The sequence below is a fragment of the Streptomyces sp. NPDC002785 genome (genome assembly GCF_040295565.1).
In the GTDB taxonomy this organism is placed as follows: Bacteria; Actinomycetota; Actinomycetes; order Streptomycetales; family Streptomycetaceae; genus Streptomyces.
Window position 1 is genome coordinate 1 of record NZ_JBEOVN010000117.1, and the last position, 23,156, is coordinate 23,156.

Genomic DNA, 23,156 nt, shown 5'->3' on the forward strand with positions numbered 1-23,156 from the left:
GCCCCGCGCCCCCCTGATGGGGTGCGCGGGGCTCCGTCGGGCAGATTCCGTACAGATGTCAGGACTTGGCGGCGGTGCCGAAGGCCGGGACGACCGAGCCCTGGTAGGTGTCCTCGATGAACTTCTTGACCTCGTCGGAGTGGAGGAGCTTCACGAGCTTCTGGACGCGGGTGTCCTTCTCGTTGCCCTTCTTCACGACGATGATGTTGGCGTACGGGTTGCTGTCGGCCTTCTCCAGCGCCAGGGCGTCCTTGGAGGGCTTGAGCTTGGCCTCGATGGCGTAGTTGCCGTTGATGACGGCGGCGTCCACATCGTTCAGGGCGCGGGGCACGGTCGCGGCCTCCAGCTCCTTGAACTGCAGGCCCTTCTTGTCGGTGATATCGCTCAGCTTGGCATCGGTTCCGACGCCGGCCTTAAGGGTGATCAGGCCCTTCTCGGCGAGCAGCTGCAGGGCGCGGCCCTCGTTCGTGGTGTCGTTGGGCACCGCGATCGTCTGGCCGGACTTGATGTCGGCGATGGCCTTGGCCTTCTTGGAGTAGAGGCCGAGAGGCTCCAGGTGGACGGTGCCGACGGAGACGAGGTGGGTGTTGTTCTTCTTGTTGAAGTCGTCGAGGTACGGCTGGTGCTGGAAGAAGTTGGCGTCGACCTGGCCGGTCTCGGTGGCCGTGTTCGGCAGGACGTAGTCCGTGAACTCCTTGACCTCCAGCTTGAGGCCCTCCTTCGCCGCCAGGTTCTTCTTGACGAAGTTCAGGATGTCGGCGTGCGGCGTCGGGGACGCGGCGACGACGAGCGCCTTGGAGGTGTCGGCCTTGGCGCCGGTCTCGCTCTTGGACGCCGGGTCGGACGACGTGCCGCAGGCGGTGAGGCCGAGGGCAAGGGCGGCGGTGGCGGCGGCAGTTGCGGTGATCTTGATGTTCTTACGCACGAAAAGTGCCTCTTTCTGGTGGTGAAGGTGGTGCGCCCGGACAAGGAGTTCGGGCTTGAGTGGAGAGGAAGTCTCAGGTGGTGGTGCGGCCCCGGCGGGCCAGCAGGCGTACGGCCGTGTCGCCGATCAGCTGGATCACGGTCACGATGACGATCAGCAGCGCGACCGTGATGAGCATGAACTGGTTGTCGAAGCGCTGGAATCCGTAGGTGACGGCCTTGGAGCCGAGCCCCTCGCCGCCGACCGCGCCGGCCATCGCGGAGTAGCCGATGAGCACGATGACGGTGGTGGTGACGCCGGAGATGAGCGAGGGCAGTGCCTGCGGCAGCAGCACCTTGCGGACGATCGTCGGAATGGACCCGCCCATCGACTGGACGGCCTCGACGAGCCCGTGGTCGACCTCGCGGACGGCCGTCTCGACGAGCCGTGCGAAGAACGGGATGGCACCGACGGCGAGCGGCACGATCATCGCGGTCGGGCCGATGAAGGTGCCGACGACCCAGGTGGTGAAGGGGATCAGGGCAATCAGCAAGATGATGAACGGCAGCGAGCGGCCGATGTTCACGATCACGCCGATGACCTTGTTCACCGGGGTGTTCCGGAGCAGTCCGCCCTTGTCGGTGAGGACCAGCAGGACGCCGAGCGGCAGCCCCACGAGAACGGTGACGACCGCGGACCAGAGCACCATGTAAAGGGTGTCGACGGTTCCCTGGGTGAGCAGCGGCTGCATTTCGGACCAGGTCACTTCGCCACCTCCTTGGTCAGCGGTGCGGGGGTCTGTACGGGGATGGAGGCGGCGTCGTGCTCCACGACCTCGGCCTGGAGGCCCTGCTCGCGCAGGAAGCCGATCGGGACGACGTTCTCCTCGAAGCGGCCGGGCAGCTCGATGCGCATCCGGCCGATCTGGTTGCCGCCGACGGTGTCCATCGCGGCGCCCAGGATCGAGATGTCGATGTTGTACGTACGGGAGAGCTGCGAGATCAACGGCTGGGTCGCGGCTTCGCCGTGGAAGGTGACGTCGACGACCGTGCGATCGGGGCCGGAGGCCGTACCGCCGACGGGGAACAGCTCATGGGCCAGTTCGGAGCCGGGGGTGGCGAGCAGTTCGCCGACGGTGCCCGACTCGACGATGCGCCCCTTCCGCATCAGCGCGGCGGAGTCGCAGATGGTCTTGACGACGTCCATCTCGTGCGTGATGAGCAGGACGGTCAGGCCGAGCTGCTGGTTGAGGTCGCGCAGCAGTTGGAGGATGGAGCGGGTGGTCTCGGGGTCGAGGGCGGAGGTCGCCTCGTCGGAGAGCAGCACCTTGGGGTCTCCGGCGAGCGCGCGGGCGATGCCGACGCGCTGCTTCTGACCGCCGGAGAGCTGGCCGGGGTAGGCCTTGGCCTTGTCGGCGAGCCCTACCAGGTCGAGGAGTTCGAGGGCCTTGCGGGAGCGGTCCTTGCCAACGACGCCGAGGATCTCCAGCGGGAGTTCGACGTTGTCCTGGACGTTTCGCGAGGCCAGCAGGTTGAAGTGCTGGAAGACCATGCCGATGCGGCTGCGCGCCTCACGCAGTTCCTTGCCGGCCCGGCGGCCTCGCCCGGCAAGGGCGGTGAGGTCCTGGCCGGCCACGGTCACGGTGCCGGAGGTGGGGCGTTCCAGGAGGTTGATGCAGCGGATCAGGGAAGATTTTCCGGCGCCGCTCTGTCCGATGACGCCGTACACCTCGCCCTCGCGGACATGCAGGCCGACGCCGTCCAGGGCGGTGACCTCGCGGCCGCGCGACTGGTAGACCTTCGTGAGGCCCGAAGTGGTGATCACAGGGGTTTCCGTCACTGTCGAGTGCGCGGCGCGGTGTCCGCCGGGCACGGGGCATTCGTCTGATGAGACTGGTTGGACGTTTCGATCGGACGTTCCAAGCGGGGGTCTCGGCACGGCTGAGCCATGGGTGGCCGGGCAGCGGTGCTCGGGCAGGCTCGTTCCGCCGGATGCGGACGGCTCGGGCTCGGTCTCGCTTCGGGGCGCGAGGCTCAGGCAGGGGCCCTCAGAAGGCGCGCATTCGACACATACAACGAGCACCGGGCGTCGTGATCGCCTCGGTCGCAAGGATGCGGTTGCTCGTCGTGGTCATGCGGCAAGTAAAACAGACGTAGCGTTCCACTCGACCCGTATGTCCGTATGGCGGACAGCCGTGGATGGTGGTGCGAGCCGGTTCAGCCGACTGTCGTGATTTCCATCCCCTCGGCCGTGACCTGCACTGATACGGCGGAGAGGTTATCGACGACGACGTTCGCGTCCAGCTCGGAACGGTCATGCGTTGTGGCCAAGGCCACGGTCTTCATGCCTGCCGCCCGCCCGGCCCGCAGTCCGGCGGGGGCGTCCTCGAAGACCACGCAGCGGGCCGGGTCGACACCGAGGCACCTGGCGGCCAGGAGGTAGGGCTCGGGGTCGGGCTTGCCCCGGGTGACATCCTCGGCGGCGACCATCACGGGGAAGTCGACCCCCACTTCGCGCAGCCGGGCCTCGCCGAGCGGCCGGGTGGCGGAGGTGACGACGGCCCATCGGTGCGCGGGCAGCGCACCGAGCAGCTCCTTGGTGCCGGGCAGAATCATGACTCCGCCGGGTGCGTCCTCGATCTCCAGCTGTTCTATGCGGGCCAGGGCCCCGTCGACCCGGTCGGCGGGCAGCAACTCGGCGATGATCTCGCCGGCCGTCCGGCCGTGCAGTTCGACACCCTGGAAGTCCTCCGCCGTCATGCCGTACTCCTGGGCCCACCTGGTCCAGCAGCGGTACACCGACTCGATCGAGGAGAGCAGTGTTCCGTCGTTGTCGAACAGCAGGGCTTCGGCATGGATCTTCATGTGCATCGACACTAGAGCCTTGCCTTCGGGCCATGTCCTCCGGGTACGGGGGCGCACGCAGGGGGCCCTTTGGTCCGTAATACCCTCACCTCATGCTTGACGCCCTGACGATCGCGGTCGCCGTGACCGCGCTCGCCCTCGCCGCCTGGTGCGGATTCGCCGCATACCGGGACCAGCCGACCAAGGACTGGCACTTCATCGCGATGGCCGTGGTCTCGCTGCTGGCGCTGGCCCAGCTGGTGGTGGGCATCGTGCAGTTGTCCCGGGGCGAGCGGCCCGAGCAGGGCATGACGATCTTCATCGCGTACCTGATCGGGGCCTTCCTCGCCGTGCCCGCGGCCGGTTTCCTGTCGCTCACCGAGCGGACCCGATGGGGTTCGGTGACGGTGGCGGCGGGCGCGGTCGTACTGGCCGTCCTCGAAGTACGGCTCTACGACATCTGGGGAAACTGACCGTGACCGACACCGATCGCACCTCCGCAGCGGCCACCGGCGAGAAGCAGCCCTTCGACCTGGGCACCGGTCCCGGCCGGGTACTGGTCTGGTTCTACGGGGTGTTCACTGTCGCGGCGGCCTCCCGCTCGATCGTCCAGATGATCCTGGACTTCGACAAGGCGCCGCTCGCCTATGTGCTGTCGGCCGCCGCCGCTGTCGTGTACGGATTCATCACGTACTCGCTGGTGCGCGGCGGCGAGAAGGCGCGCAGGTCGGCGCTGGTGTGCTGCGCCGCTGAGCTCCTGGGTGTGCTGGTCGTGGGGACCTGGACGATGGTGGAGCCCTCGGCGTTCGCGGACGCCACCGTCTGGTCCGACTTCGGCATGGGCTATCTGTTCATCCCGGTGATCCTGCCGATCACCGGGATGATGTGGCTGCGCCGAGCGAAAAACCCGTGGGCCGAGTGAGAACGCGTGACCGGCCCTAAGCGCTGGCCACGTAGACGGGCGCGGCCACGTCCTTCTCCAGCAGGATCATCCGGACACCGTCCTGGCCCGTCTCGATGCCCACGGGGGCGTAACCAGCCCGCCGATAGAGCCGCAGATTACCCTCGCTGCGATGCCCGGTGTGCAGCCGGAAGCGGGTGGCCGACCGCTCGTCGACGAGTCCCGACTCGGCGGCCCGCAGCAGCCGGGCGCCGAGCCCGTGCCCCTGGAGCCGCGGGTGGACGCAGAGCCTCCCGATCTGCCCGGTGCCGTCCTGATCGGTGGCTCCACGGACCGAACCGACGACTTCGTCACCCAGCCGCGCCACGAACACCAGATTCGTGGCGATCTCCGCGCGCACCGAATCGAGGGTCTGGACGAGCGGGTCGATCCGGTAGTTCCCGTACAGCTCCGCCTCGCTCTGGAAGCAGAGGTACTGAAGTTTCAAGATCTGTTCGGCGTCCTGTGCCGTCGCCGCCGAGATGATCACGCTCATGCCCATGTGCGCATGCCTCCGCCCACCTGATCCATCGATTGTTTCTCACGCTCCTTTCCCCGCAGTTCAGGAGCTACAACCTCCGCCGCGAGCATTCTGCGCAGACATCCAAGGCATCGGGAACGGATCGGACCCAAACTCCCCTGTGACATACCCAACTTCCCTGCGATTTCCCGGTAGGTGGGATCACCGGGCGAGAGCATCGCCGCCAGCAGCTGGGCACACCGGCCGGGCAGTCGGTCCACCGCGGCGCGCAGCGCCCGGCGTTCGTCGGCGCCGACGGCGATCCGCTCCGGGCAGCCGGCCGGATCCGCGGAGGTCTCGTCACGGTAGGGGCGTTCGTATCGGACGGTGCGGCGGGCCCGGCGGGCCTCCGCCCGTACGGCGTGCCGCACCCAGCGCGCCGTGTCCACCGGCGGCCCGTCCTGCGCCAGCCGCTCCAGCAGCCGCAGCCAGACGGCCTGTTCGAGATCGGCGGGTTCGATCGCCGCGCCCGTTGCCGAGGCGGCCGCCTCGGCCGTGGCCTCGGCGCTCACCAGCGGATACAGGGCATGGACGACGGCCGCGGGGGCGGCGGCGGTCCCTGTGGGGGCAAGATCGAAAAGCGTCATGCCCCGGCCGACGCACCTGTGCCGACGGCCGGTTGCCTCACCCGGCGGGCACCACCCGACCGGGGCACGCCCCGGCCGGGTGCTGACGCCGGTGTCACTTCGCGGCGAAGTCCTCCGCGGCGAGAAGAGCGGTGTCCGGGTTGTCGGAGAAGATCCCGTCGATACCCGTAGCGAAGTACGCCTGGAACGCACCGAATGCGTCACCGTAGGCGTTGGGGTCCGTGCCGCGTCGGAAGTCGGCGGGCAGGAAGCTGTTCTCGTTGCGCATGGTGTACGGGTGCAGGACCAGCCCTTGGGCGTGCGCGTCCTTCACCAGGGCGGTCGGTGCGGTGAGCCGGCCCGAGGCGTCTTTGGGAATGATCAGGTCGAGGGTGGGTCCGATGCCCTGGGCGAAGGAAGCCATCCATTTCAGGCCCTCGGGCTTCACCAGGTCGGCGACGGTACGCGGATCGCCGGACGTCACGAAGTCCCAGGGCCGCTCGCCCGCGCCGGAGAGCAGTACGACGCGCGGGGTGGCGACGAGTCCGGCCAGCCGCTGGATGCTGCCGGGCTCGAAGGACTGGAGGATGAGCGGCGACTGCTTGCGGTGGCGGTTGTAGCGGCGCAGCAGCTTGGCGAGGGGCTCTTCGAGTCCGAGGCCGAGGCTGCGGAAGTAGGTGGGGTGCTTGGTCTCGACGTACAGCCAGATCTGCTTGCCGCGCTTGCGGCCCTCGCGGTCGGCCCACCGGAGCACCTCTTCGAACGTGGGGATCTCCCAGCGGCCGTCGTAGAGCGTGTTCTTCTGACGGGTGCCGGGGATGCGCTCCTTGGCGCGGAGCGTCTTCAGTTCGGCGAGGGTGAAGTCCTCGGTGAACCAGCCGGTGAGGGAGACCCCGTCGACCTTCTTCGTGGTTCTGCGGCTCGCGAACTCGGGGTGGGCGGAGACATCGGTGGTGGCGGTGATGTCGTTCTCGTGACGGCAGACGAGGTGGCCGTCCTTGGTCGGCACCAGGTCCTGCTCGATGATGTGCGCGCCCATGTCGAGGGCCAGCTGGTAGGAGCCGAGGGTGTGCTCGGGTCGGTAGCCGCTGGTGCCGCGGTGTCCGATGACGGTGGGCACCGGCAGGTCGAGGCGGAATCCATGACCGCCGCCGGGGCCGCCGGCCCGTTCGGAGGCGTTGCCGGCGGCGTCGGCCGGGCTGCCGGCCAGTCCGACGGCGGCCGTGCCCAGTACGGCGGCTCCCGCTCCCAGCAGGGTTCTGCGGCCGGGACCTGCCTGCGCGCGCGCTGTCATGAATGCTCCTCGCGTGTGATGTCTGGCGCCTGTCGGCGAGGCCCGAGCGTAGAGAGTCGTACCGTCGGAGGAGCAGCTCCTGGACGAACATGGCGGAAACTCACGTCGACACCGCGTATCCACTCGATGAACCCGATGTGCGATGGGCGAGTTCCCGCGAGTATCGTCCTCACCTGCATGGAACGTCACGATCCCGCGCCTCGGCCGGCCCGGCCACTACACCGGAGGAACCGTTGTCCCGACACGCACTCATCAAGGCAGTGCTCGGACCGATCTTGCGTCTGATGTTCCGCCCCCAGGTGGAGGGTGTGGAGAACATTCCCGGGGACGGTCCGGTGATCCTCGCGGGCAACCATCTGACGTTCATCGACTCGATGATCATGCCGATCTGCTGCGACCGACAGGTTTCCTACATCGGCAAGGACGAGTACGTGACGGGCAAGGGGCTCAAGGGCCGGGCGATGGCCTGGTTCTTCACGGGCTGCGGCATGATCCCGGTGGACCGTGACGGCGGCCGCGGCGGTGTCGCGGCACTGATGACGGGCCGTCGGGTGCTGGAGGAGGGCAAGGCGTTCGCCATCTACCCGGAGGGCACCCGCTCCCCCGACGGCCGCCTCTACCGGGGCCGTACAGGCATCGCCCGGCTGACGCTGATGACGGGTGCGCCGGTGGTGCCGTTCGCGATGATCGGTACGGACAAGCTGCAGCCCGGTGGTACCGGTCTGCCCCGTCCCGGCAAGGTGACGGTCCGTTTCGGTGCGCCGATGGAGTTCTCCCGCTACGAGGGCATGGACCGCGACCGCTACGTACTGCGGGCGGTGACCGACTCCGTGATGGCCGAGGTGATGCGGCTGTCCGGTCAGGAGTACGTCGACATGTACGCGACGAAGGTCAAGGCCGCGTGAGCTGACGCGCGGCGCGGGACATACGGAAGGGCCGCCTGGTAGGGCGGCCCTTCCGTATGTCGTCACCACGCCTATGGCCCGAAGAGCGGTCGGCTACTGGTGGACGATGCCGTCCTCCAGCTTCTGACCGCGCAACAGGAACCAGGCGGCGACGGCCGTCGCCAGCAGGACCGCTGCGCCGACACCCGCGGCGAGCCGCAGTCCGTCGACGAACGACTCCTGTGCCGCGGAGACCAGTGCGCTCGCCTGCTGTGCCGGAAGGCCGTGGGCCGCTTCGACGGCGCCGCCCAGCGATTCATGGGCCGCTGCGGCGTTGGCGGACGGGACGCCCTTCGGAGTGGCGAAGTCCTGGTAGACGCCGGTGACGATGGAGCCGAGCAGGGCGATGCCGAGGGCCGCGCCGAGTTCGTACGCCGTCTCCGAGACCGCGCCCGCGGAGCCCGCCTGCTCCTTCGGGACGCTGGAGAGGATCACATCGGAGGTGACGGTGAAGGCGAAGCCCGCACCGACGCCGACGACCAGCAGCACCGCGCCGATCAGCGGATAGGCGGTCTCCTTGTGGATCAGGGTGACCACGGCGAGCGCCAGGCCGATGGCCGCGAGACCGCCGGACACCACCGACCGCACCGAGTAGCGCCGGGCTGCCAGGCCCGCGAGCAGACCCGCGGTGACCGCACCGACGGCTGCGGGCAGTTCGGCGAGCCCGGCCTCCAGCGGCCCGCGTCCCTGTACCAGTTGCAGGAACTGGGAGAGGAAGAAGACGAGCCCGGACAGACCGAGGATGGTCAGCAGATCGGCGAGGACCGCACCCGAGAAACCCCGGTGGTGGAAGAGCCGCATGTCCAGCAGGGGTGCGGGGAGCGTGAGTTGCCTGCGTACGAACCAGAAGAGCGCGGCCAGGCCGCCGATGCCGGTGACGGCGATCCCCCAGCTCGTGCCGTGCGCGGCCAGCTCCTTGATGGCGTATACGACTCCGATCACGCCGATGAAGGAAAGTGCCACGCTGACCAGGTCCCAGGGGCCCCGTGCCGGATTCTTCGACTCGGGAATCATTTTGATGCCGACGACCACGAGGACGGCCATGACCGGCAAGTTGATCAGGAAGACCGAGCCCCACCAGAAGTGCTCCAGGAGGAACCCGCCGACGACGGGTCCCACGGCCGCACCCGCGGAGGCCATGGCTCCCCAGATACCGATGGCGAGGCTGCGCTCGCGCGGATCGTGGAAGAGGTTGCGGATCAGGGCGAGCGTGGACGGCATCAGGGTGGCACCCGCGACACCGAGCAGCGCCCGCGCCAGGATCATCATCTCGGGCGTGCTCGCGTACGCATTGAGCACGGAGACCGCGCCGAAGGCGACGGCGCCGGTCAGCAGCAGCTTCTTGCGGCCGATGCGGTCACCGAGGCTGCCCATGGAGACGAGGAGCCCGGCGATGACGAAGGAGTAGACGTCGCCGATCCAGAGCAGCTGGGTGCCGGACGGCTTGAGGTCCTCGGTGAGGTAGGGGGTGGCGAGGCCGAGGACTGTGGCGTCCACGGCCACGAGCAGCACGGCGAGGACGAGGACGGCCAGGGCGATCCACCGCCCCGGACGGCGCAGCTCCTGGGAGGTTTCCGTGTGCTGTTCGAGACCGCTCATTGCTCCACGCTCCGACGTGCACCGCCGAGCAGCAACTCGACGATCATGTACTGGAAATCCTGCCCGGCGACCCGGCCCACCTGGACGGCCCAGGCTCCGGTGGAGACGAGTCCGTAGAGGGCCTCGGTCAGCCAGGCGGGGGTGAGGTCGATCCGGAACTCGCCGCGCTCCTGGCCGCGCCGGAAGAAGGCGGAGACCCGGGCGTCGAGCCGGTTCCAGCCCTCGTTCACCTCGTCGCCCTCGAAGAGCTGGTTCTCGTTGACGAGGAACGAGAGCAGTCCGGCGCTCGGCTCGACGGCCGCGACGAGTCGGCGCAGCGCCTCCTCGCAGCTCCCCTCGTCGAGCGCGGCGTCGTCGAGGGCCGCTTCGAACTCCTGGATTCCCAGGTTCTCCAACGCTTTGACCAGGGTGTCCCGTCCGGCGAAGTGCCGGTGCAAAGTGGCGCGTCCGATGCCTGCGGCCTTGGCGACCTCGTCCATGGTGGCGGTCGATTTACGGGTCAGCAGGGCGGCGGCACTGCGCAGCACCTGCTCACGGTCAAGTGTCATGAGACGACGATAAACCATCTGAGACAAAAACGTCTCATCGAAGGCGTCGCCCTCCATGGAGCGGAGAGAGGACGATGTCGACATGAAGCCGCTGCTGCTGATCGACATCGACGGTCCGCTCAATCCGTACGCGGCACTGATGCTCCGCCGGGTCCCGGACGGCTATGCGATGCATCTGATGCGTCCCACGGGGTGGGACTACGGGCCGCCGCTGCCCGTCCTGCTCAACCCGGAACACGGCCAGGCGCTGCTGGCCCTCACCGGCCGTTACGAACTGGTCTGGGCGACGACCTGGAAGAACGAGGCCAACGCGTGGATCGGGCCGCGGCTCGGGCTGCCCCCACTGCCGTACATCGACTGGCCGTCGATGCATGGCGGCGCGCCGGACGGTACGTACTGGAAGACGCAGTACGTCGTGGAGTACGCGGCCGGCCGGCCGTTCGCCTGGGTCGACGACGAGATCGCCGAGCAGGACCGGGAGTGGATCTCGGGGCAGGGAGCGGCCGAGACGCTGCTGCTGTGGATCGACCCGCGGATCGGACTGCTGTCGGCCGATTTCGAGAAATTGGCCGTGTGGGCGGACGGCCGCCGGGGCAGCGGACACTGAGCACACCGTACGGCCGCCCGCCCAGGGTCACCCGGTGCCGCCCACCCCGGGCCGGACCCATCAGCGGCGCCACCACGAACATCATCACTGTCAGTCGTTGAGGACGGTCAGATCGAGGTCGGGGAGGCGGGCCGGGTCGTTGATCACGGACATCCCGACAACCCTCCCCCCCGCGATCGTGAAGATCATGACCGCGAACCACCGGCCCTCGCGCGTCGAGATGACGGCCAGGTCCCCGTCGACCAGTGCGGGCTGCGACGACTGGGCGAACGGCGCGAACATCATCGCCTGACGGGCCACGGCCGCGGCACCCCGCACCAGGGACGGCGCTCCGACACCACCGGCGCCTCTGTCGGAGCGCACCACCACGTCCGGGGCGAGCACGGCGACGAGGGCCTCGAAGTCACCGCCGCGGGCGGCGGCCAGGAAGGCGTCGACGACTTGACGCTTGCGGGTGAGGTCGGGGTCCGGATCCGGGTCCGCTCCCTGCACCCGGCGACGGGCCCGGCTGGCGAGCTGCCGGGCCGCGGCCGGCGTGCGGTCCACGATGCGGGCGATCTCGTCGAAGGGCACGGCGAACATGTCATGCAGTACGAAGGCGAGCCGCTCGGCGGGGTCGAGCGTTTCGAGGACGACCAGCATCGCGAGACCGACCGAGTCGGCCATCAGCGCCTGCTGCTCGGGATCGGCATCCGGCTGAGCGCCAAGCACCGGTTCGGGGGCGCGTGCCTCGGGTGCCGGTGTGTCGAGAGGCTCCTCGCGGCGGGAGCGGCGGGAGCGGAGCATGTCCAGACACACCCGCCCGACGACCGTCGTCAGCCAGCCGCTCAGGTTCTCGATCGCCCGGCTGTCGGAACGGCTGAGCCGGATCCAGGCCTCCTGGACCGCGTCATCCGCCTCGCCCGTCGAGCCGAGCATCCGGTAGGCCACGGCCTTCAGCTGAGTCCGGTTCTCCTCGAAGCGTTCTGCCAGGAACTCGATTCCGTCCACAGTCACATTCCTCCGTAGTGTTCCGTCAATGCGATGACGAACCGGACCTCGTCGATGTGACAGGTGAATCAGCGCCGCGTCACCGGCGCCGGGCGCGCCCGGTCAGCTCCACGGCAGCCCGGCGCGGTGCCGCCAGTACGCCTCCGGTTCCTCCACGAGCGCATCCAGCCGGGCGCGCCGCTCCACGTCGAGGTCGACGACGGCCGCGTGCAGGTTTCCGGCGAGCTGGTTGACGGTCGCCGCACCGGAGAGCACCACACCGGCCCATGGCTGGTGCAGTACGAACGCCAGGGCGACCGCGTCACTGCCCAGGCCGGCCTCGGCGGCGATCTCCTGGACAACGGCGGGGGCTTCCGTTCCGGCGAGCCGGCCGTTGGCCATGGCTTCCTTGACGATCACGGTGAGCCCGGCGTCATGGGCCTCGGCGAGCGCCGCTCCGGCCGAGGTCTCCAGGGCGTTGTAGGTGGCCTGGACCGTACGGAAGAGCGGCTCGCCGCCGACCGTGACGGCAAGAGCGGCCCGGATGGCGTCGGCCTGGGCAGGTCCGCTGGTGGACACGCCGACACTGACCCCCTCCGCGGCAAGTACGGCGAGCCGTGCGTGCAGCTCCTTGTCTGTGAGGGCCGGGCTTTCGGCGGTCACGGAGTGGATCTGGTAGAGGTCGAGGCGGTCACCGAGCAGCGAGTCGGTCTCTGCGCGCTGGCGTTCGAACATGGCGAGGCTGTGGTCCTTGACCTCGTGCACCTCGGTTTCGACGCTCCAGTCGGCGGTGTAGGCGTAGCCCCACTTGCTGCCGATGACGACATCGCGCACTTCCGGGCGCGCCGTCAGCCACTTGGCCAGGAACTCCTCCGAACGGCCGTAGGAGCGGGCCGCGTCGAAGTAGCGGACGCCCTGCGCATAGGCGGCATCCAGCAGCTCGTGGGTACGCTCGCGCAGCGCCTCGACGCTACGGTCCCCGGGCAGATCGCGGTCGCGGTGGAGGTTGATGTAGCCGGGCCTGCCGACTGCTGCCAGGCCGAGCCCGATGTGGGCGGTCGGAGTCGTCGCTGTGGCCGATGGGGCCTCCCCTGGTCGAGCGAAGCCGAGAGCTTGGGGAAGGGCGAAAGGCATCGTGGGCTCCTCGTCGATCGGGTGCGCTCCCCGTCAACGTAACTCAGCCCGGGAAAACCGAAAGGCGGGAAGCGTACGGCCGCTCCCCGCCTCGATCCGCCTTCGGCGGTGCCGGTTCTTCGCTGTCAGTCCTTCGCGGTGGCCCACGCCTGCTGGGCCTCGAGGTCGGCCTTGACCTCGGCGAGCTGGACGGCCACGGCCGACGGGGCCGTACCGCCGCGGCCGCTGCGGGACGCGAGCGCACCGGACACATTGAGGACCGTGCGGACCTCGGGGGTGAGGTGCTCGGAGATCTTCGCGAACTGCTCGTCGGTCAGCTCGTCGAGCTCGATGCCGTGCTGCTCGCACTCCTTGACGCACTCGCCCGCGACCTCGTGCGCGACGCGGAACGGCACGCCCTGCTTGACCAGCCACTCCGCGATGTCGGTGGCGAGCGAGAAGCCGGCCGGAGCCAGCTCCTCCATGCGCTCGCGGTTGACGGTGAGCGTGGCCATCATGCCGGTGAAGGCGGGCAGCAGGACCTCGAGCTGGTCACAGGAGTCGAAGACCGGCTCCTTGTCCTCCTGGAGGTCGCGGTTGTACGCGAGCGGGAGGGCCTTCAGCGTGGCCATCAGGCCCGTCAGGTTACCGATCAGCCGGCCGGACTTGCCGCGGGCCAGCTCGGCGATGTCCGGGTTCTTCTTCTGCGGCATGATCGAAGAGCCGGTGGAGAAGGCGTCGTGCAGGGTGACGAAGGAGAACTCCTTCGTGTTCCAGATGATGACCTCCTCCGCGATCCGGGAGAGATTGACGCCGATCATCGCGGTGATGAACGCGAACTCGGCGACGAAGTCACGGGAGGCCGTGCCGTCGATGGAGTTGGCGACGGAACCGTGCTCGAAGCCGAGGTCGGCGGCGACCGCCTCCGGGTCGAGCCCGAGGGACGACCCGGCCAGTGCGCCGGAGCCGTACGGGGAGACAGCGGTCCGCTCGTCCCACTGGCGCAGCCGCTCGGCGTCCCGGGAGAGGGACTGCACATGGGCCAGGACGTGATGAGCGAAGAGCACCGGCTGGGCGTGCTGCAGATGCGTACGACCGGGCATCGCAACGTCCGGGTGCGCCTCGGCGAGGCCGACCAGAGCGCCCTGGAGCTCGGCGATCAGACCGGCGATGATCCGGGCGTGGTCGCGCAGGTACATCCGGAAGAGCGTGGCGATCTGGTCGTTCCGGGACCGGCCGGCCCGCAGCTTGCCGCCGAGGTCCGGGCCGAGGCGCTCGAGCAGGCCGCGCTCCAGCGCGGTGTGCACGTCCTCGTCCGCGACGGTGCCGGTGAACGAACCGTCGGCGACATCGGCTTCGAGCTGGTCGAGACCGGCGATCATACGGTTCAGCTCGTCCTCGGTGAGCAGACCCGCCTTGTTCAGCACGCGCGCGTGGGCACGGGAGCCGGCGATGTCGTACGGCGCGAGCCGCCAGTCGAAGTGGACGGAGGCGGACAGCTTGGCCAGCGCCTCGGCCGGACCGTCGGCGAAGCGGGCGCCCCAGAGGCGTACGTCGCTGTTGCCGTTGCCGTTGCTCACTGCGTGCTCCTCGGAAGAACAAGGGGGTGGATGTGCAGCCGCCTCCCCGCACAGAGGGACGGGGAGGCGGTGACGTGACTACTGGGGGTCGGGCGAGGTCTACGTCAGGCTATGCCTGCAGGTCGCGCTTGGCGGCGATCTTCGACGAGAGGCCGAAGATCTCGATGAAGCCCTGCGCCTTGGACTGGTCGAACGTGTCGCCCGAGTCGTAGGTGGCCAGGTTGAAGTCGTACAGCGACTCGCTGGACTTCCGGCCGGTGACGACGGCACGGCCGGCGTGCAGGGTCATCCGGATGTCGCCGGTGACGTGCTGGTTGGCCTCGTTGATGAAGCCGTCCAGGGCGCGCTTGAGCGGGGAGAACCACAGGCCGTCGTAGACCATCTCGCCCCAGCGCTGCTCGACCTGCCGCTTGTAGCGGGCCAGCTCGCGCTCGACGGTGACGTTCTCCAGCTCCTGGTGGGCGGTGATCAGCGCGATCGCGCCGGGGGCCTCGTACACCTCGCGGGACTTGATGCCGACGAGGCGGTCCTCGACCATGTCGATCCGGCCGATGCCCTGGGCGCCGGCCCGCTGGTTGAGCTGCTGGATCGCCTGCAGGACGGTGACGGGCTTGCCGTCGATGGCCACGGGCACGCCCTCCTTGAAGGAGATGACGACCTCGTCGGCCTCACGCGGGGTGGAGGGGTTCTCGGTGTACTCGTAGATGTCCTCGATCGGCGCGTTCCAGATGTCCTCCAGGAAGCCCGTCTCGACGGCACGCCCGAAGACGTTCTGGTCGATGGAGTACGGGGACTTCTTGGTGGTCGCGATCGGGAGGTTCTTCTCCTCGCAGAAGGCGATCGCCTTGTCCCGGGTCATCGCGTAGTCACGGACCGGGGCGATGCACTTCAGGTCGGGGCCGAGCGCGGAGATACCGGCCTCGAAGCGGACCTGGTCGTTGCCCTTGCCGGTGCAGCCGTGGGCGACGATGCCGGCGTTGTGCTTGTTGGCGGCGGCGACGAGGTGCTTGACGATGGTCGGCCGGGAGAGGGCCGAGACCAGCGGGTAGCGGTCCATGTAGAGGGCGTTGGCCTTGATCGCCGGGAGGCAGTACTCCTCGGCGAACTCGTCCTTGGCATCCGCGACCTCGGCCTCGACGGCACCGCAGGCGAGCGCGCGCTTGCGGATGACGTCCAGGTCCTCGCCGCCCTGGCCGACATCCACGGCAACGGCGATGACCTCGGCGCCCGTCTCCTCGGCGATCCAGCCGATGGCGACGGAGGTGTCCAGGCCGCCCGAGTAGGCGAGTACGACGCGCTCGGTCACGGGTTTCTCCTTACGGTGCAATCACTGATGGGTATAACTATGCAGTCCTCCGTATGATTTGTCAAAGGTGCAGGTGAGCGGCCCCCGGCTCTCCCGGAACGGATGGCCGACACTGGCGGCGGTACCCAGTTGATCACGGCCGAGGCCCCGGACACGGGCTCCACCACGTCCACCGTCACCTGGTGGAATCTGCGCCGGGGCATCTGGGTGAAGGGCGGGTCCGCACCGGCCCGGTTCGGCGCGAAGGGCCTGGCCGAGGGGGCGTCGCGCAAGCAGGGCACCGACACCACTCCCACCGGCCTGTACGACCTGCCGTACGCCTTCGGCGTCAAGGCGGCACCGGCCACAACCGCATACCCGTACCGCCGGGTCAACAGCCGGTCGTGGTGGTGCGAGGACACCGAGGCGCGGGCCTACAACCGCTGGGTGGAGCCGCGGCCCGCGGACTGCCGGGCGGGTGAGTCGGAGCACCTGGCCGCGTATCCGACGCAGTATGCCCGCGCGCTCGTCATCGGTTTCAACTACGAGCGTCCGGTACGGGGGCGTGGCGCCGGTATCTTCCTCCACGTCAACGGGCGCGGTGCGACTGCCGGTTGTGTCTCCTTGCCGGCGGCCGCGATGGACCGGATTCTCGACTGGGTGGACCCGGCCCGCAGTCCGCACATCGCGATCGGGACCCGTTCGGGCCCGACCGCGATCACGCGCTACTGACGGACGCGGGATACCCCGGCCGCTCAGCGCTCGTTCTGGGCCAGTCGCAGCAGGTGGTCGGCGAGCGCCTGGCCGCCCGCCGGGTCACGGCTGATCAGCATCAGCGTGTCGTCACCCGCGATGGTGCCGAGGATGTCGTGCAGTTCGGCCTGGTCGATGGCGGAGGCGAGGAACTGGGCCGCGCCGGGAGGCGTACGCAGCACCACGAGGTTGGCCGAGGCCTCCGCCGAGATGAGCAGTTCGGCGGAGAGGCGTCGCATCCGCTCCTCCTTCGCGGACTCACCCAGCGGTGCCTGCGGAGTACGGAAACCGCCCTCGCTCGGCACCGCGTAGATCAGCTCGCCACCGGTGTTGCGGATCTTCACCGCGCCCAGCTCGTCCAGATCGCGGGAGAGCGTCGCCTGGGTGACGCTCAGCCCGTCGTCGGCGAGGATCTTGGCCAGCTGGCTCTGCGAGCGCACCGGCTGCCGGTTCAGGATGTCCACGATCCGGCGGTGGCGTGCGGTGCGGGTCTGCGGCACGGACGGCCCGCCGTGCTCGGTTTCCTGCGCCTCGGTCATCGTCGTCGCCTCATTCTCCGGATCGTCCGTCCCCTTTTGCCGCGTCGAGAGCGCCGGGCAGCGCCTGGAGGAACGCGTCGACCTCCGTGTCACCGATGATCAGCGCCGGCATGAGCCGCAGAACATCGGGGGCGGGTGCGTTCACCAGGATTCCGGCTCCCTGAGCCGCCTGTTGCACCTGTGGTGCGAGGGGCTCGGTGAGCACGATACCCAGGAGCAGACCGGAGCCGCGGACGTGGGAGACCAGAGGGTGCCCCAGCCCCTCCACGCCGTCCCGGATCTTCTCGCCGAGCCGCTTCACCTGGTCCAGGGCGCCATCGGTCGCCAGAGTGTCCAGGACGGCGAGACCGGCGGCGCAGGCGATCGGGTTGCCGCCGAACGTCGTGCCGTGCTGGCCCGGCTTCAGCAGATCGGCCGCCGGACCGAACGCGACGGTCGCGCCGATCGGCAGTCCGCCGCCGAGGCCCTTGGCGAGGGTGACGATGTCGGGCTCGACGCCCTGGTGAGCCTGGTGCTCGAACCAGTGGCCGCAGCGGCCGATACCGGTCTGCACCTCGTCCAGGACGAGCAGGGTGCCGGTGGCCCGGGTGATCTCCCGGGCGGCCTCCAGGTAGCCCTTGGGCGGCACGACCACACCGTTCTCGCCCTGGATGGGCTCGACGATCACCAGCGCGGTGTCGGTGGTCACGGCGGCCCGCAGCGCCTCGGCGTCCCCGTACGGGACATGTGTGACATCGCCGGGCAGCGGCTCGAAGGGCTCGCGTTTCTTGGGCTGGCCGGTCAGCGCGAGTGCGCCCATGGTCCGGCCGTGGAAGCCGCCGTCGGTGGCGACCATGTGGGTCCGCCCGGTCAGCCGGCCGATCTTGAAGGCGGCCTCGTTGGCCTCGGCGCCCGAGTTGGCGAAGTAAACCCTGCCGTTGCGGCCGAAGAGCTGAAGCAGCCGTTCGGCGAGGGCGACGGGCGGTGGTGCGATGAAGAGGTTGGAGACGTGGCCGAGGGAGGCGACCTGGGTGGAGACCGCCTCGACGACGGCGGGGTGGGCATGGCCCAGTGCGTTCACGGCGATACCGCCGACGAAGTCGAGGTACTCGGTGCCGTCGGCATCCCACACATGGGCGCCTTCGCCGCGGACGAGGGAGAGCTGGGGGGTGCCGTAGTTGTCCATCAGCGCGTGGCTCCAGCGCTGCGAGAGCTCCTGGTTGCTCATGACTCCCCCTGTGCGTCGGGCACGACCATCGTGCCGATTCCTTCGTCGGTGAAGATCTCCAGCAGGATCGAGTGCTGGACCCGGCCGTCGATGACGCGGGCGGTCTCGACACCGTTGCGTACGGCGTGCAAGCAGCCCTGCATCTTCGGCACCATGCCGCTGGACAGCTCGGGAAGCAGCTTCTCCAGCTCGGTGGCGGTGAGGCGGCTGATCACGTCGTCGCTGGCCGGCCAGTCCTCGTAGAGGCCCTCGACGTCGGTGAGGACCATCAGCGTCTCGGCGTTCAGCGCGGCAGCGAGTGCGGCGGCCGCGGTGTCGGCGTTGACGTTGTAGACGTGGTTGTCGTCGGCGGAGCGTGCGATGGAGGAGACGACGGGGATCCGGCCGTCGTCCAGCAGTGCCTGGATCGCCCCGATGTCGATGGCGGTGATCTCGCCGACCCGGCCGATGTCGACGAGTTCGCCGTCGATGGTCGGCCTGTGCTGGATGGCGGTGATCGTGTGGGCGTCCTCGCCGGTCATGCCGACGGCGAGCGGGCCGTGCTGGTTGAGCAGGCCGACGAGCTCGCGCTGGACCTGTCCGGCCAGCACCATCCGTACGACGTCCATCGCCTCGGGCGTGGTGACGCGCAGACCTGCCTTGAACTCGCTGACCAGGCCCTGCTTGTCGAGCTGGGCACTGATCTGCGGGCCGCCGCCGTGCACGACGACGGGCTTGAGGCCGGCCTGGCGCAGGAAGACGACGTCCTGGGCGAAGGCCGCCTTCAGTTCCTCGTCGATCATGGCGTTGCCGCCGAATTTGATGACGACGGTCTTGCCGTTGTGCCGGGTCAGCCAGGGCAGCGCCTCGATGAGGATCTGCGCCTTCGGGAGTGCGGTGTGCTTCCGCGCCGTGGTCATGAGCTGTACGCGCTGTTCTCGTGGACGTAGTCGGCAGTGAGGTCGTTGGCCCAGATGACGGCCGACTCGGTGCCGGCGGCCAGGTCGGCCGTGATCTTCACTTCCCGGTAGCGCATGTCGACCAGGGCGCGGTCCTCGCCGACGCCGCCGTTCCTGCAGACCCAGACGCCGTTGATGGCGACATTCAGCTGGTCCGGCTCGAAGGCCGCCTTCGTCGTGCCGATCGCGGAGAGGACCCGGCCCCAGTTGGGGTCCTCGCCGTGGATGGCGCACTTGAGGAGGTTGTTACGGGCGATGGACCGGCCCACCTCGACGGCGTCGTCCTCGGTCGCGGCGTTGATGACCTCGATCCGGATGTCCTTGGAGGCGCCCTCGGCGTCACCGATGAGCTGCCGGGCGAGGTCGGCGCAGACGGTCCGTACGGCCTCGGCGAACTCGTCCTGCTCCGGGGTGGTCCCACTCGCTCCGGAGGCCAGCAGCAGCACGGTGTCGTTGGTCGACATGCAGCCGTCGGAGTCGACCCGGTCGAAGGTGGTGCGGGTGGCGGCGCGCAGCGCGGTATCCAGCGCCGGCGCGTCCACATCGGCGTCGGTGGTGAGGACGACCAGCATGGTGGCGAGACCCGGGGCGAGCATGCCCGCGCCCTTGGCCATGCCGCCGACGGTCCACCCCTCGCCGCTCGCGACGGCGGTCTTGTGGACGGTGTCGGTGGTCTTGATCGCGATGGCGGCCTTCTCGCCGCCGTGCTCGCTGAGGGCGGCGGCCGCCTTCTCGATGCCGGGCAGCAGCTTGTCCATCGGAAGCAGCGTGCCGATCAGCCCGGTCGATGCGACCGCGATCTCGCCCGCGCTGTGACCGGTGAGGACCTCGGCTGCCTTCTCGGCGGTGGCGTGGGTGTCCTGGAAGCCCTGCGGACCCGTACAGGCGTTGGCACCACCGGAGTTGAGGACGACGGCACTGACCTCGCCGCCCTTGAGTACCTGCTCCGACCAGAGGACGGGGGCGGCCTTGACACGGTTGGAGGTGAAGACGCCCGCGGCGGCGCGACGCGGACCGTGGTTGACCACGAGGGCCAGGTCCGGGTTACCGCTCTGCTTGATTCCCGCGGCGATGCCCGCCGCCGAGAAACCCTGTGCTGCCGTGACGCTCACGGTGCGACTCCGATCGTGGAAAGACCTGTGTCCTCGGGAAGTCCGAGGGCGATGTTCATGCTCTGCAGGGCGCCGCCGGCGGTGCCCTTGGCGAGGTTGTCGATGGCGCTGATGACCACGATCCGGCCCGCCGCCTCGTCGTACGCGACCTGGATCTGCACGGCGTTGGATCCGTATACGGACGCCGTGGCGGGCCACTGTCCCTCGGGGAGCAGGTCGACGAACGGCTCGTCGGCGAACGCCTTCTCGTACACGTCACGGACGGTCTGGGCGCTCAGGCCCGGCTTCGCCTTCGCGCTGCACGTCGCGAGGATGCCGCGGGGCATCGGCGCCAGAGTCGGCGTGAAGGAGACCGTGACCGGTTCACCGGCCGCGGCGCTGAGGTTCTGGATCATCTCGGGGGTGTGCCGGTGGATGCCGCCGACGCCGTACGGGGACATGTTGCCCATCACTTCGGAGCCGAGCAGATGCGGCTTGGCCGCCTTGCCCGCCCCGGAGGTACCGGACGCGGCGACGATCACGGCCTCGGGCTCGGCCAGGTGGGCGGCGTACGCCGGGAAGAGCGCGAGGGAGACGGCGGTCGGGTAGCAGCCGGGCACCGCGATGCGCTTGGAACCCGCCAACGCCGGGCGCCCGCCCGGCAGTTCGGGCAGACCGTAGGGCCAGGTCCCGGCGTGCGGCGAGCCGTAGAACTTCTCCCAGTCCGCCGCGTCCCTGAGCCGGAAGTCGGCACCCATGTCGACCACGAGCACCTCGTCACCGAGCTGCTCGGCGACGGCGGCGGACTGCCCATGCGGAAGGGCGAGGAAAACGACATCGTGCCCGGCGAGGACCTCGGGCGTGGTCGGCTGAAGCACACGGTCTGCAAGTGGCCGCAGATGCGGCTGCAGCGCACCGAGCTTCTGCCCGGCGTTGGAATTGGCGGTGAGGGCGCCGATCTCGATCTCGGGGTGGACCAGCAGGAGACGGAGCAACTCCCCGCCGGCGTATCCGCTCGCCCCTGCCACTGCTGCACGTACCACCATCGAAATCCTCCTCGTCGATGGCATGACTATACGCCGCAATGCACTTTTATACAAAGACTGAAAACGTGGCCCTCGCGGTCACGACCGAGGGGCGGCGGGACATCCTCGGGCTGTGGGCCGGTGACGGTGGCGAGGGCGCCAAGCACTGGATGCACATCCCTCACCGAGATCAAGAACCGCGGCGTGAACGACGCCCTCATGCTCGTCTGCGACGGGCTCAAGGGCCTGCCCGACGCGGTCGAGGCCGTCTGGCCCCCACCACCGTCCAGACCTGCGTGGTCCACCTGCTGCGGAACTCCTTCCGCCATGCCGCCCGCCAGGACTGGGACGAGATCGCGAAGGCCACTCAAGCCCGGCCGGAAGTATCCGGCGATCGTGCGGCTCCGGGAGAACACGGGGGAGGAGTTCACCCCGTTCCTCCGCTTCGACACCGAGATCCGCCGCATCGTCTGCACCACCAACGCGATCGAGTCCGTCAACGCCAGGATTTGTTTTCGCGTGGCGGGCGGACCTCAACTCTTGACGGCCTCTGCGATCTGCAGGGCGGCCTGGGCGGGCGTGAGGTGCGTGGTGTCGACGACCTCGGCCTCGCCGTGCAGCCACGTGCGGGCCGCCTCGGTGTAGGGCTCGAGGTATTTGAGACGGAATGGGGAGGGGCCAAGAAGAGTGTCCCCCTCGATGCGCCCGCGGAGGGTGTCTTGGTCAGCGTGGAGGACGAAGTGCCGTACCGGAATGGCATGTTGGGCGAGGCCCGTGCTGATCTCGCGCCAGTACTGCTCGACCAGGACAGTCATGGGCATCACCAGAGTGCCGCCGGTGTAGTCGAGTACGCGGCGGGCGGTCTCGACTACGAGCGGCCGCCACGGCGGCCAGTGCTGGAAGTTGTCCGTCCCGGGCAGCCCCGGCGTGATGTCCATGAGTGTCTCGCCGACCTTCTCGGCGTCGAACACCCGTGAATCCGGGATCAGCTGCTGCACGAGTGCACTGGTCGTCGTCTTGCCTGCGCCATGGGTGCCGTTGAGCCATACGATCACGGGACCCGACGCTACCGCTGCGCGGGCCGCGGGAACGGGCCACCCCAGCCGGCCCGACTCCGCGCGAGCTCCGCGCCGAACCCGGCCGATCCCTGCCACTGACCGCCCGATCACCACGCGGCCCCACCGACCGAAAGTGCTGCTGACATGCGCCCCACCCTCTTCACCGTCGACCTCCCCGGCCCGGGACGGCTCAGCACCATGGCCAAACCCCGCGGCAATGACTGGCTCGAGCACGATATGGCCGCGCTGAGCGCCTACGGCGTCGGCACCCTGGTCTGTGCGCTCACCCGACCTGAGCTTGACGAACTCGGCCTCGCCGACGAGCCCCGGGCAGCCGTGGCCGCAGGGCTTCGGTTCGTCGCGATACCGATCCCCGACCGCACCGTCCCCGACCTCGCCACGATCCTGCCCACCCTGCGGAGACTCGCCGAACAACTGGACGAGGGTGCACACATCGTCACCCACTGCCATGCCGGCATCGGACGCTCATCCCTCCTCGCCGCCGCGCTCCTCATCCTCAATGGCGTCGATCCCAACACCGCCTGGGCCCAACTGGAACGAGCTCGCGGGCTTGCCGTCCCGGACACCGCAGAGCAGCGAGACTGGACCATGGAACTGCTCAAACCCGCATAGATCCGGTCCGAGCACTAGCAGGAGGGCTTCAAGGGCCACTCGAACGCTTCCGTCACTGCGGCGGTGGAGCCCCCCGAAGGTGGCTCCACCCCCCACCCCGGCCCGCGGTTAAACGTGGGGGCGGATAAGAAAGGAAAAGCGTGGGGGTGGGGAAGAGTGTGACGTCTAAGGTGTAGATATCGGTGGTGGGCGGGTGATTA

Annotated in this window: 25 protein-coding genes and 2 pseudogenes; 8 read left to right on the plus strand and 19 right to left on the minus strand. The window is 69.0% G+C overall.

Annotated features, from left to right (window positions below; all coding sequences use genetic code 11):
* Positions 1-58 precede the first annotated feature (58 nt).
* From ABTZ94_RS24155 to ABTZ94_RS24170, 4 genes are all read right to left on the minus strand, one after another.
* Entirely contained in the window at positions 59-925 is an 867-nt protein-coding gene (locus tag ABTZ94_RS24155; protein ID WP_351203287.1) for a MetQ/NlpA family ABC transporter substrate-binding protein, read from the minus strand.
* 73 nt (positions 926-998) lie between these two features.
* Positions 999-1,670 (minus strand): methionine ABC transporter permease, encoded by a 672-nt coding sequence (locus ABTZ94_RS24160; protein WP_351203289.1) that lies wholly within the window; start codon positions 1,668-1,670, stop codon positions 999-1,001.
* Positions 1,667-2,728 carry a methionine ABC transporter ATP-binding protein gene (locus tag ABTZ94_RS24165; protein WP_351203291.1) on the minus strand — a complete coding sequence of 354 codons (1,062 nt, stop codon included), beginning with the start codon at positions 2,726-2,728 and terminating at the stop codon, positions 1,667-1,669. Before ABTZ94_RS24165 ends, ABTZ94_RS24160 begins: the two co-directional genes overlap by 4 nt.
* 392 nt (positions 2,729-3,120) lie before the next feature.
* On the minus strand, positions 3,121-3,768 hold the full coding sequence (locus ABTZ94_RS24170) for an HAD family hydrolase (RefSeq protein ID WP_351203293.1): 648 nt from the start codon (positions 3,766-3,768) through the stop codon (positions 3,121-3,123).
* A 92-nt stretch (positions 3,769-3,860) separates the two neighbouring features.
* Here ABTZ94_RS24170 and ABTZ94_RS24175 point away from each other — a divergent pair, with 92 nt between their 5' ends.
* Together ABTZ94_RS24175 and ABTZ94_RS24180 are read left to right on the plus strand one after the other, a co-directional pair.
* On the plus strand, positions 3,861-4,220 hold the full coding sequence (locus tag ABTZ94_RS24175) for a hypothetical protein (RefSeq protein ID WP_351203295.1): 360 nt from the start codon (positions 3,861-3,863) through the stop codon (positions 4,218-4,220).
* Positions 4,221-4,222: 2 nt separating this feature from the next.
* A complete protein-coding gene (locus tag ABTZ94_RS24180) occupies positions 4,223-4,669 on the plus strand; it encodes a hypothetical protein (RefSeq protein ID WP_351203297.1) in 447 nt (148 codons plus the stop codon).
* Between the two features lie 16 nt (positions 4,670-4,685).
* Here the strand turns inward: ABTZ94_RS24180 and ABTZ94_RS24185 are convergent, their stop codons facing one another.
* From ABTZ94_RS24185 to ABTZ94_RS24195, 3 genes are all read right to left on the minus strand, one after another.
* A complete protein-coding gene (locus ABTZ94_RS24185) occupies positions 4,686-5,189 on the minus strand; it encodes a GNAT family N-acetyltransferase (RefSeq protein WP_351203299.1) in 504 nt (167 codons plus the stop codon).
* Entirely contained in the window at positions 5,180-5,794 is a 615-nt protein-coding gene (locus tag ABTZ94_RS24190; RefSeq protein ID WP_351203301.1) for a sigma-70 family RNA polymerase sigma factor, read from the minus strand. The genes ABTZ94_RS24185 and ABTZ94_RS24190 overlap by 10 nt, the downstream gene beginning before the upstream one ends.
* Positions 5,795-5,888: 94 nt before the next feature.
* The gene (locus ABTZ94_RS24195) at positions 5,889-7,067 is read right to left on the minus strand and encodes a glycerophosphodiester phosphodiesterase (RefSeq protein ID WP_351203303.1); all 1,179 of its coding nucleotides are present in this window, start codon (positions 7,065-7,067) and stop codon (positions 5,889-5,891) included.
* A 233-nt stretch (positions 7,068-7,300) separates the two neighbouring features.
* Here ABTZ94_RS24195 and ABTZ94_RS24200 point away from each other — a divergent pair, with 233 nt between their 5' ends.
* On the plus strand, positions 7,301-7,972 hold the full coding sequence (locus tag ABTZ94_RS24200; RefSeq protein ID WP_351203305.1) for a lysophospholipid acyltransferase family protein: 672 nt from the start codon (positions 7,301-7,303) through the stop codon (positions 7,970-7,972).
* Between the two features lie 93 nt (positions 7,973-8,065).
* Here ABTZ94_RS24200 and ABTZ94_RS24205 read toward each other — a convergent pair whose 3' ends face one another.
* Positions 8,066-9,610 carry an MFS transporter gene (locus ABTZ94_RS24205; protein ID WP_351203307.1) on the minus strand — a complete coding sequence of 515 codons (1,545 nt, stop codon included), beginning with the start codon at positions 9,608-9,610 and terminating at the stop codon, positions 8,066-8,068.
* Positions 9,607-10,158, minus strand: coding sequence for a TetR/AcrR family transcriptional regulator (locus ABTZ94_RS24210; RefSeq protein WP_351203309.1), 552 nt, complete (start codon positions 10,156-10,158; stop codon positions 9,607-9,609). The genes ABTZ94_RS24205 and ABTZ94_RS24210 overlap by 4 nt, the downstream gene beginning before the upstream one ends.
* An 82-nt stretch (positions 10,159-10,240) precedes the next feature.
* Here ABTZ94_RS24210 and ABTZ94_RS24215 point away from each other — a divergent pair, with 82 nt between their 5' ends.
* Positions 10,241-10,765, plus strand: coding sequence for an HAD domain-containing protein (locus ABTZ94_RS24215; RefSeq protein ID WP_351203333.1), 525 nt, complete (start codon positions 10,241-10,243; stop codon positions 10,763-10,765).
* A 90-nt stretch (positions 10,766-10,855) separates the two neighbouring features.
* Here ABTZ94_RS24215 and ABTZ94_RS24220 read toward each other — a convergent pair whose 3' ends face one another.
* The 4 genes from ABTZ94_RS24220 to ABTZ94_RS24235 form a co-directional block, all read right to left on the minus strand.
* Positions 10,856-11,755 carry a sigma-70 family RNA polymerase sigma factor gene (locus ABTZ94_RS24220; RefSeq protein ID WP_351203311.1) on the minus strand — a complete coding sequence of 300 codons (900 nt, stop codon included), beginning with the start codon at positions 11,753-11,755 and terminating at the stop codon, positions 10,856-10,858.
* Positions 11,756-11,857: 102 nt separating this feature from the next.
* Complete coding sequence (locus ABTZ94_RS24225) at positions 11,858-12,868, minus strand: aldo/keto reductase (RefSeq protein WP_351203313.1); 1,011 nt, start codon at positions 12,866-12,868, stop codon at positions 11,858-11,860.
* A 125-nt stretch (positions 12,869-12,993) separates the two neighbouring features.
* Positions 12,994-14,427: an argininosuccinate lyase gene (gene argH, locus ABTZ94_RS24230; protein WP_351203315.1), complete on the minus strand. Its 1,434-nt coding sequence runs from the start codon at positions 14,425-14,427 to the stop codon at positions 12,994-12,996.
* Between the two features lie 109 nt (positions 14,428-14,536).
* Positions 14,537-15,733, minus strand: a complete 1,197-nt coding sequence (locus ABTZ94_RS24235; RefSeq protein WP_351203317.1) for an argininosuccinate synthase — start codon at positions 15,731-15,733, stop codon at positions 14,537-14,539.
* A gap of 84 nt (positions 15,734-15,817) precedes the next feature.
* On the opposite strand from ABTZ94_RS24235, the pseudogene ABTZ94_RS24240 reads away from it, so the two are divergent.
* Positions 15,818-16,444 (plus strand): annotated as a pseudogene (locus tag ABTZ94_RS24240) (L,D-transpeptidase family protein); the annotation flags it as partial.
* A 23-nt stretch (positions 16,445-16,467) separates the two neighbouring features.
* On the opposite strand, the gene ABTZ94_RS24245 reads toward ABTZ94_RS24240, so the two are convergent.
* From ABTZ94_RS24245 to argC, 5 genes are read right to left on the minus strand one after another with little or no spacing between them, the layout of a single operon-like run.
* Positions 16,468-17,004: an arginine repressor gene (locus tag ABTZ94_RS24245; protein WP_351203319.1), complete on the minus strand. Its 537-nt coding sequence runs from the start codon at positions 17,002-17,004 to the stop codon at positions 16,468-16,470.
* A 10-nt stretch (positions 17,005-17,014) separates the two neighbouring features.
* Positions 17,015-18,211 (minus strand): acetylornithine transaminase, encoded by a 1,197-nt coding sequence (locus ABTZ94_RS24250; protein ID WP_351203321.1) that lies wholly within the window; start codon positions 18,209-18,211, stop codon positions 17,015-17,017.
* Positions 18,208-19,110 (minus strand): acetylglutamate kinase, encoded by a 903-nt coding sequence (gene argB, locus ABTZ94_RS24255; protein WP_351203323.1) that lies wholly within the window; start codon positions 19,108-19,110, stop codon positions 18,208-18,210. Before argB ends, ABTZ94_RS24250 begins: the two co-directional genes overlap by 4 nt.
* Positions 19,107-20,261 carry a bifunctional glutamate N-acetyltransferase/amino-acid acetyltransferase ArgJ gene (gene argJ / locus ABTZ94_RS24260; protein ID WP_351203325.1) on the minus strand — a complete coding sequence of 385 codons (1,155 nt, stop codon included), beginning with the start codon at positions 20,259-20,261 and terminating at the stop codon, positions 19,107-19,109. Before argJ ends, argB begins: the two co-directional genes overlap by 4 nt.
* Entirely contained in the window at positions 20,258-21,286 is a 1,029-nt protein-coding gene (gene argC / locus ABTZ94_RS24265; RefSeq protein WP_351203327.1) for an N-acetyl-gamma-glutamyl-phosphate reductase, read from the minus strand. Before argC ends, argJ begins: the two co-directional genes overlap by 4 nt.
* Positions 21,287-21,324: 38 nt before the next feature.
* Here argC and ABTZ94_RS37960 point away from each other — a divergent pair.
* Both ABTZ94_RS37960 and ABTZ94_RS37965 read left to right on the plus strand, forming a co-directional pair.
* Positions 21,325-21,591 (plus strand): annotated as a pseudogene (locus tag ABTZ94_RS37960) (hypothetical protein); the annotation flags it as partial.
* Positions 21,485-21,910 (plus strand): transposase, encoded by a 426-nt coding sequence (locus ABTZ94_RS37965; protein ID WP_502967299.1) that lies wholly within the window; start codon positions 21,485-21,487, stop codon positions 21,908-21,910. The pseudogene ABTZ94_RS37960 and the gene ABTZ94_RS37965, both read left to right, overlap by 107 nt.
* Here the strand turns inward: ABTZ94_RS37965 and ABTZ94_RS24275 are convergent.
* Positions 21,799-22,320: an ATP-binding protein gene (locus ABTZ94_RS24275; RefSeq protein ID WP_351203329.1), complete on the minus strand. Its 522-nt coding sequence runs from the start codon at positions 22,318-22,320 to the stop codon at positions 21,799-21,801. The two genes, ABTZ94_RS37965 and ABTZ94_RS24275, sit on opposite strands and share 112 nt — an antisense overlap.
* 147 nt (positions 22,321-22,467) lie before the next feature.
* On the opposite strand from ABTZ94_RS24275, the gene ABTZ94_RS24280 reads away from it, so the two are divergent.
* A complete protein-coding gene (locus ABTZ94_RS24280; RefSeq protein WP_351203331.1) occupies positions 22,468-22,956 on the plus strand; it encodes a phosphatase domain-containing putative toxin in 489 nt (162 codons plus the stop codon).
* Positions 22,957-23,156 lie beyond the last annotated feature (200 nt).

Bases quoted from the DNA above. Each gene is read 5' to 3' on its own strand.
- ABTZ94_RS24280 (WP_351203331.1), top strand. From the start codon at position 22,468: ATGCGCCCCACCCTCTTCACCGTCGACCTCCCCGGCCCGGGACGGCTC.
- argC (WP_351203327.1), bottom strand. From the start codon at position 21,286: ATGGTGGTACGTGCAGCAGTGGCAGGGGCGAGCGGATACGCCGGCGGG.
- ABTZ94_RS37965 (WP_502967299.1), top strand. From the start codon at position 21,485: ATGCTCGTCTGCGACGGGCTCAAGGGCCTGCCCGACGCGGTCGAGGCC.
- ABTZ94_RS24185 (WP_351203299.1), bottom strand. From the start codon at position 5,189: ATGGGCATGAGCGTGATCATCTCGGCGGCGACGGCACAGGACGCCGAA.
- ABTZ94_RS24250 (WP_351203321.1), bottom strand. From the start codon at position 18,211: ATGAGCAACCAGGAGCTCTCGCAGCGCTGGAGCCACGCGCTGATGGAC.
- ABTZ94_RS24205 (WP_351203307.1), bottom strand. From the start codon at position 9,610: ATGAGCGGTCTCGAACAGCACACGGAAACCTCCCAGGAGCTGCGCCGT.
- ABTZ94_RS24215 (WP_351203333.1), top strand. From the start codon at position 10,241: ATGAAGCCGCTGCTGCTGATCGACATCGACGGTCCGCTCAATCCGTAC.
- ABTZ94_RS24175 (WP_351203295.1), top strand. From the start codon at position 3,861: ATGCTTGACGCCCTGACGATCGCGGTCGCCGTGACCGCGCTCGCCCTC.
- ABTZ94_RS24195 (WP_351203303.1), bottom strand. From the start codon at position 7,067: ATGACAGCGCGCGCGCAGGCAGGTCCCGGCCGCAGAACCCTGCTGGGA.
- ABTZ94_RS24170 (WP_351203293.1), bottom strand. From the start codon at position 3,768: ATGAAGATCCATGCCGAAGCCCTGCTGTTCGACAACGACGGAACACTG.
- argB (WP_351203323.1), bottom strand. From the start codon at position 19,110: ATGACCACGGCGCGGAAGCACACCGCACTCCCGAAGGCGCAGATCCTC.
- ABTZ94_RS24225 (WP_351203313.1), bottom strand. From the start codon at position 12,868: ATGCCTTTCGCCCTTCCCCAAGCTCTCGGCTTCGCTCGACCAGGGGAG.
- ABTZ94_RS24190 (WP_351203301.1), bottom strand. From the start codon at position 5,794: ATGACGCTTTTCGATCTTGCCCCCACAGGGACCGCCGCCGCCCCCGCG.
- ABTZ94_RS24245 (WP_351203319.1), bottom strand. From the start codon at position 17,004: ATGACCGAGGCGCAGGAAACCGAGCACGGCGGGCCGTCCGTGCCGCAG.
- ABTZ94_RS24210 (WP_351203309.1), bottom strand. From the start codon at position 10,158: ATGACACTTGACCGTGAGCAGGTGCTGCGCAGTGCCGCCGCCCTGCTG.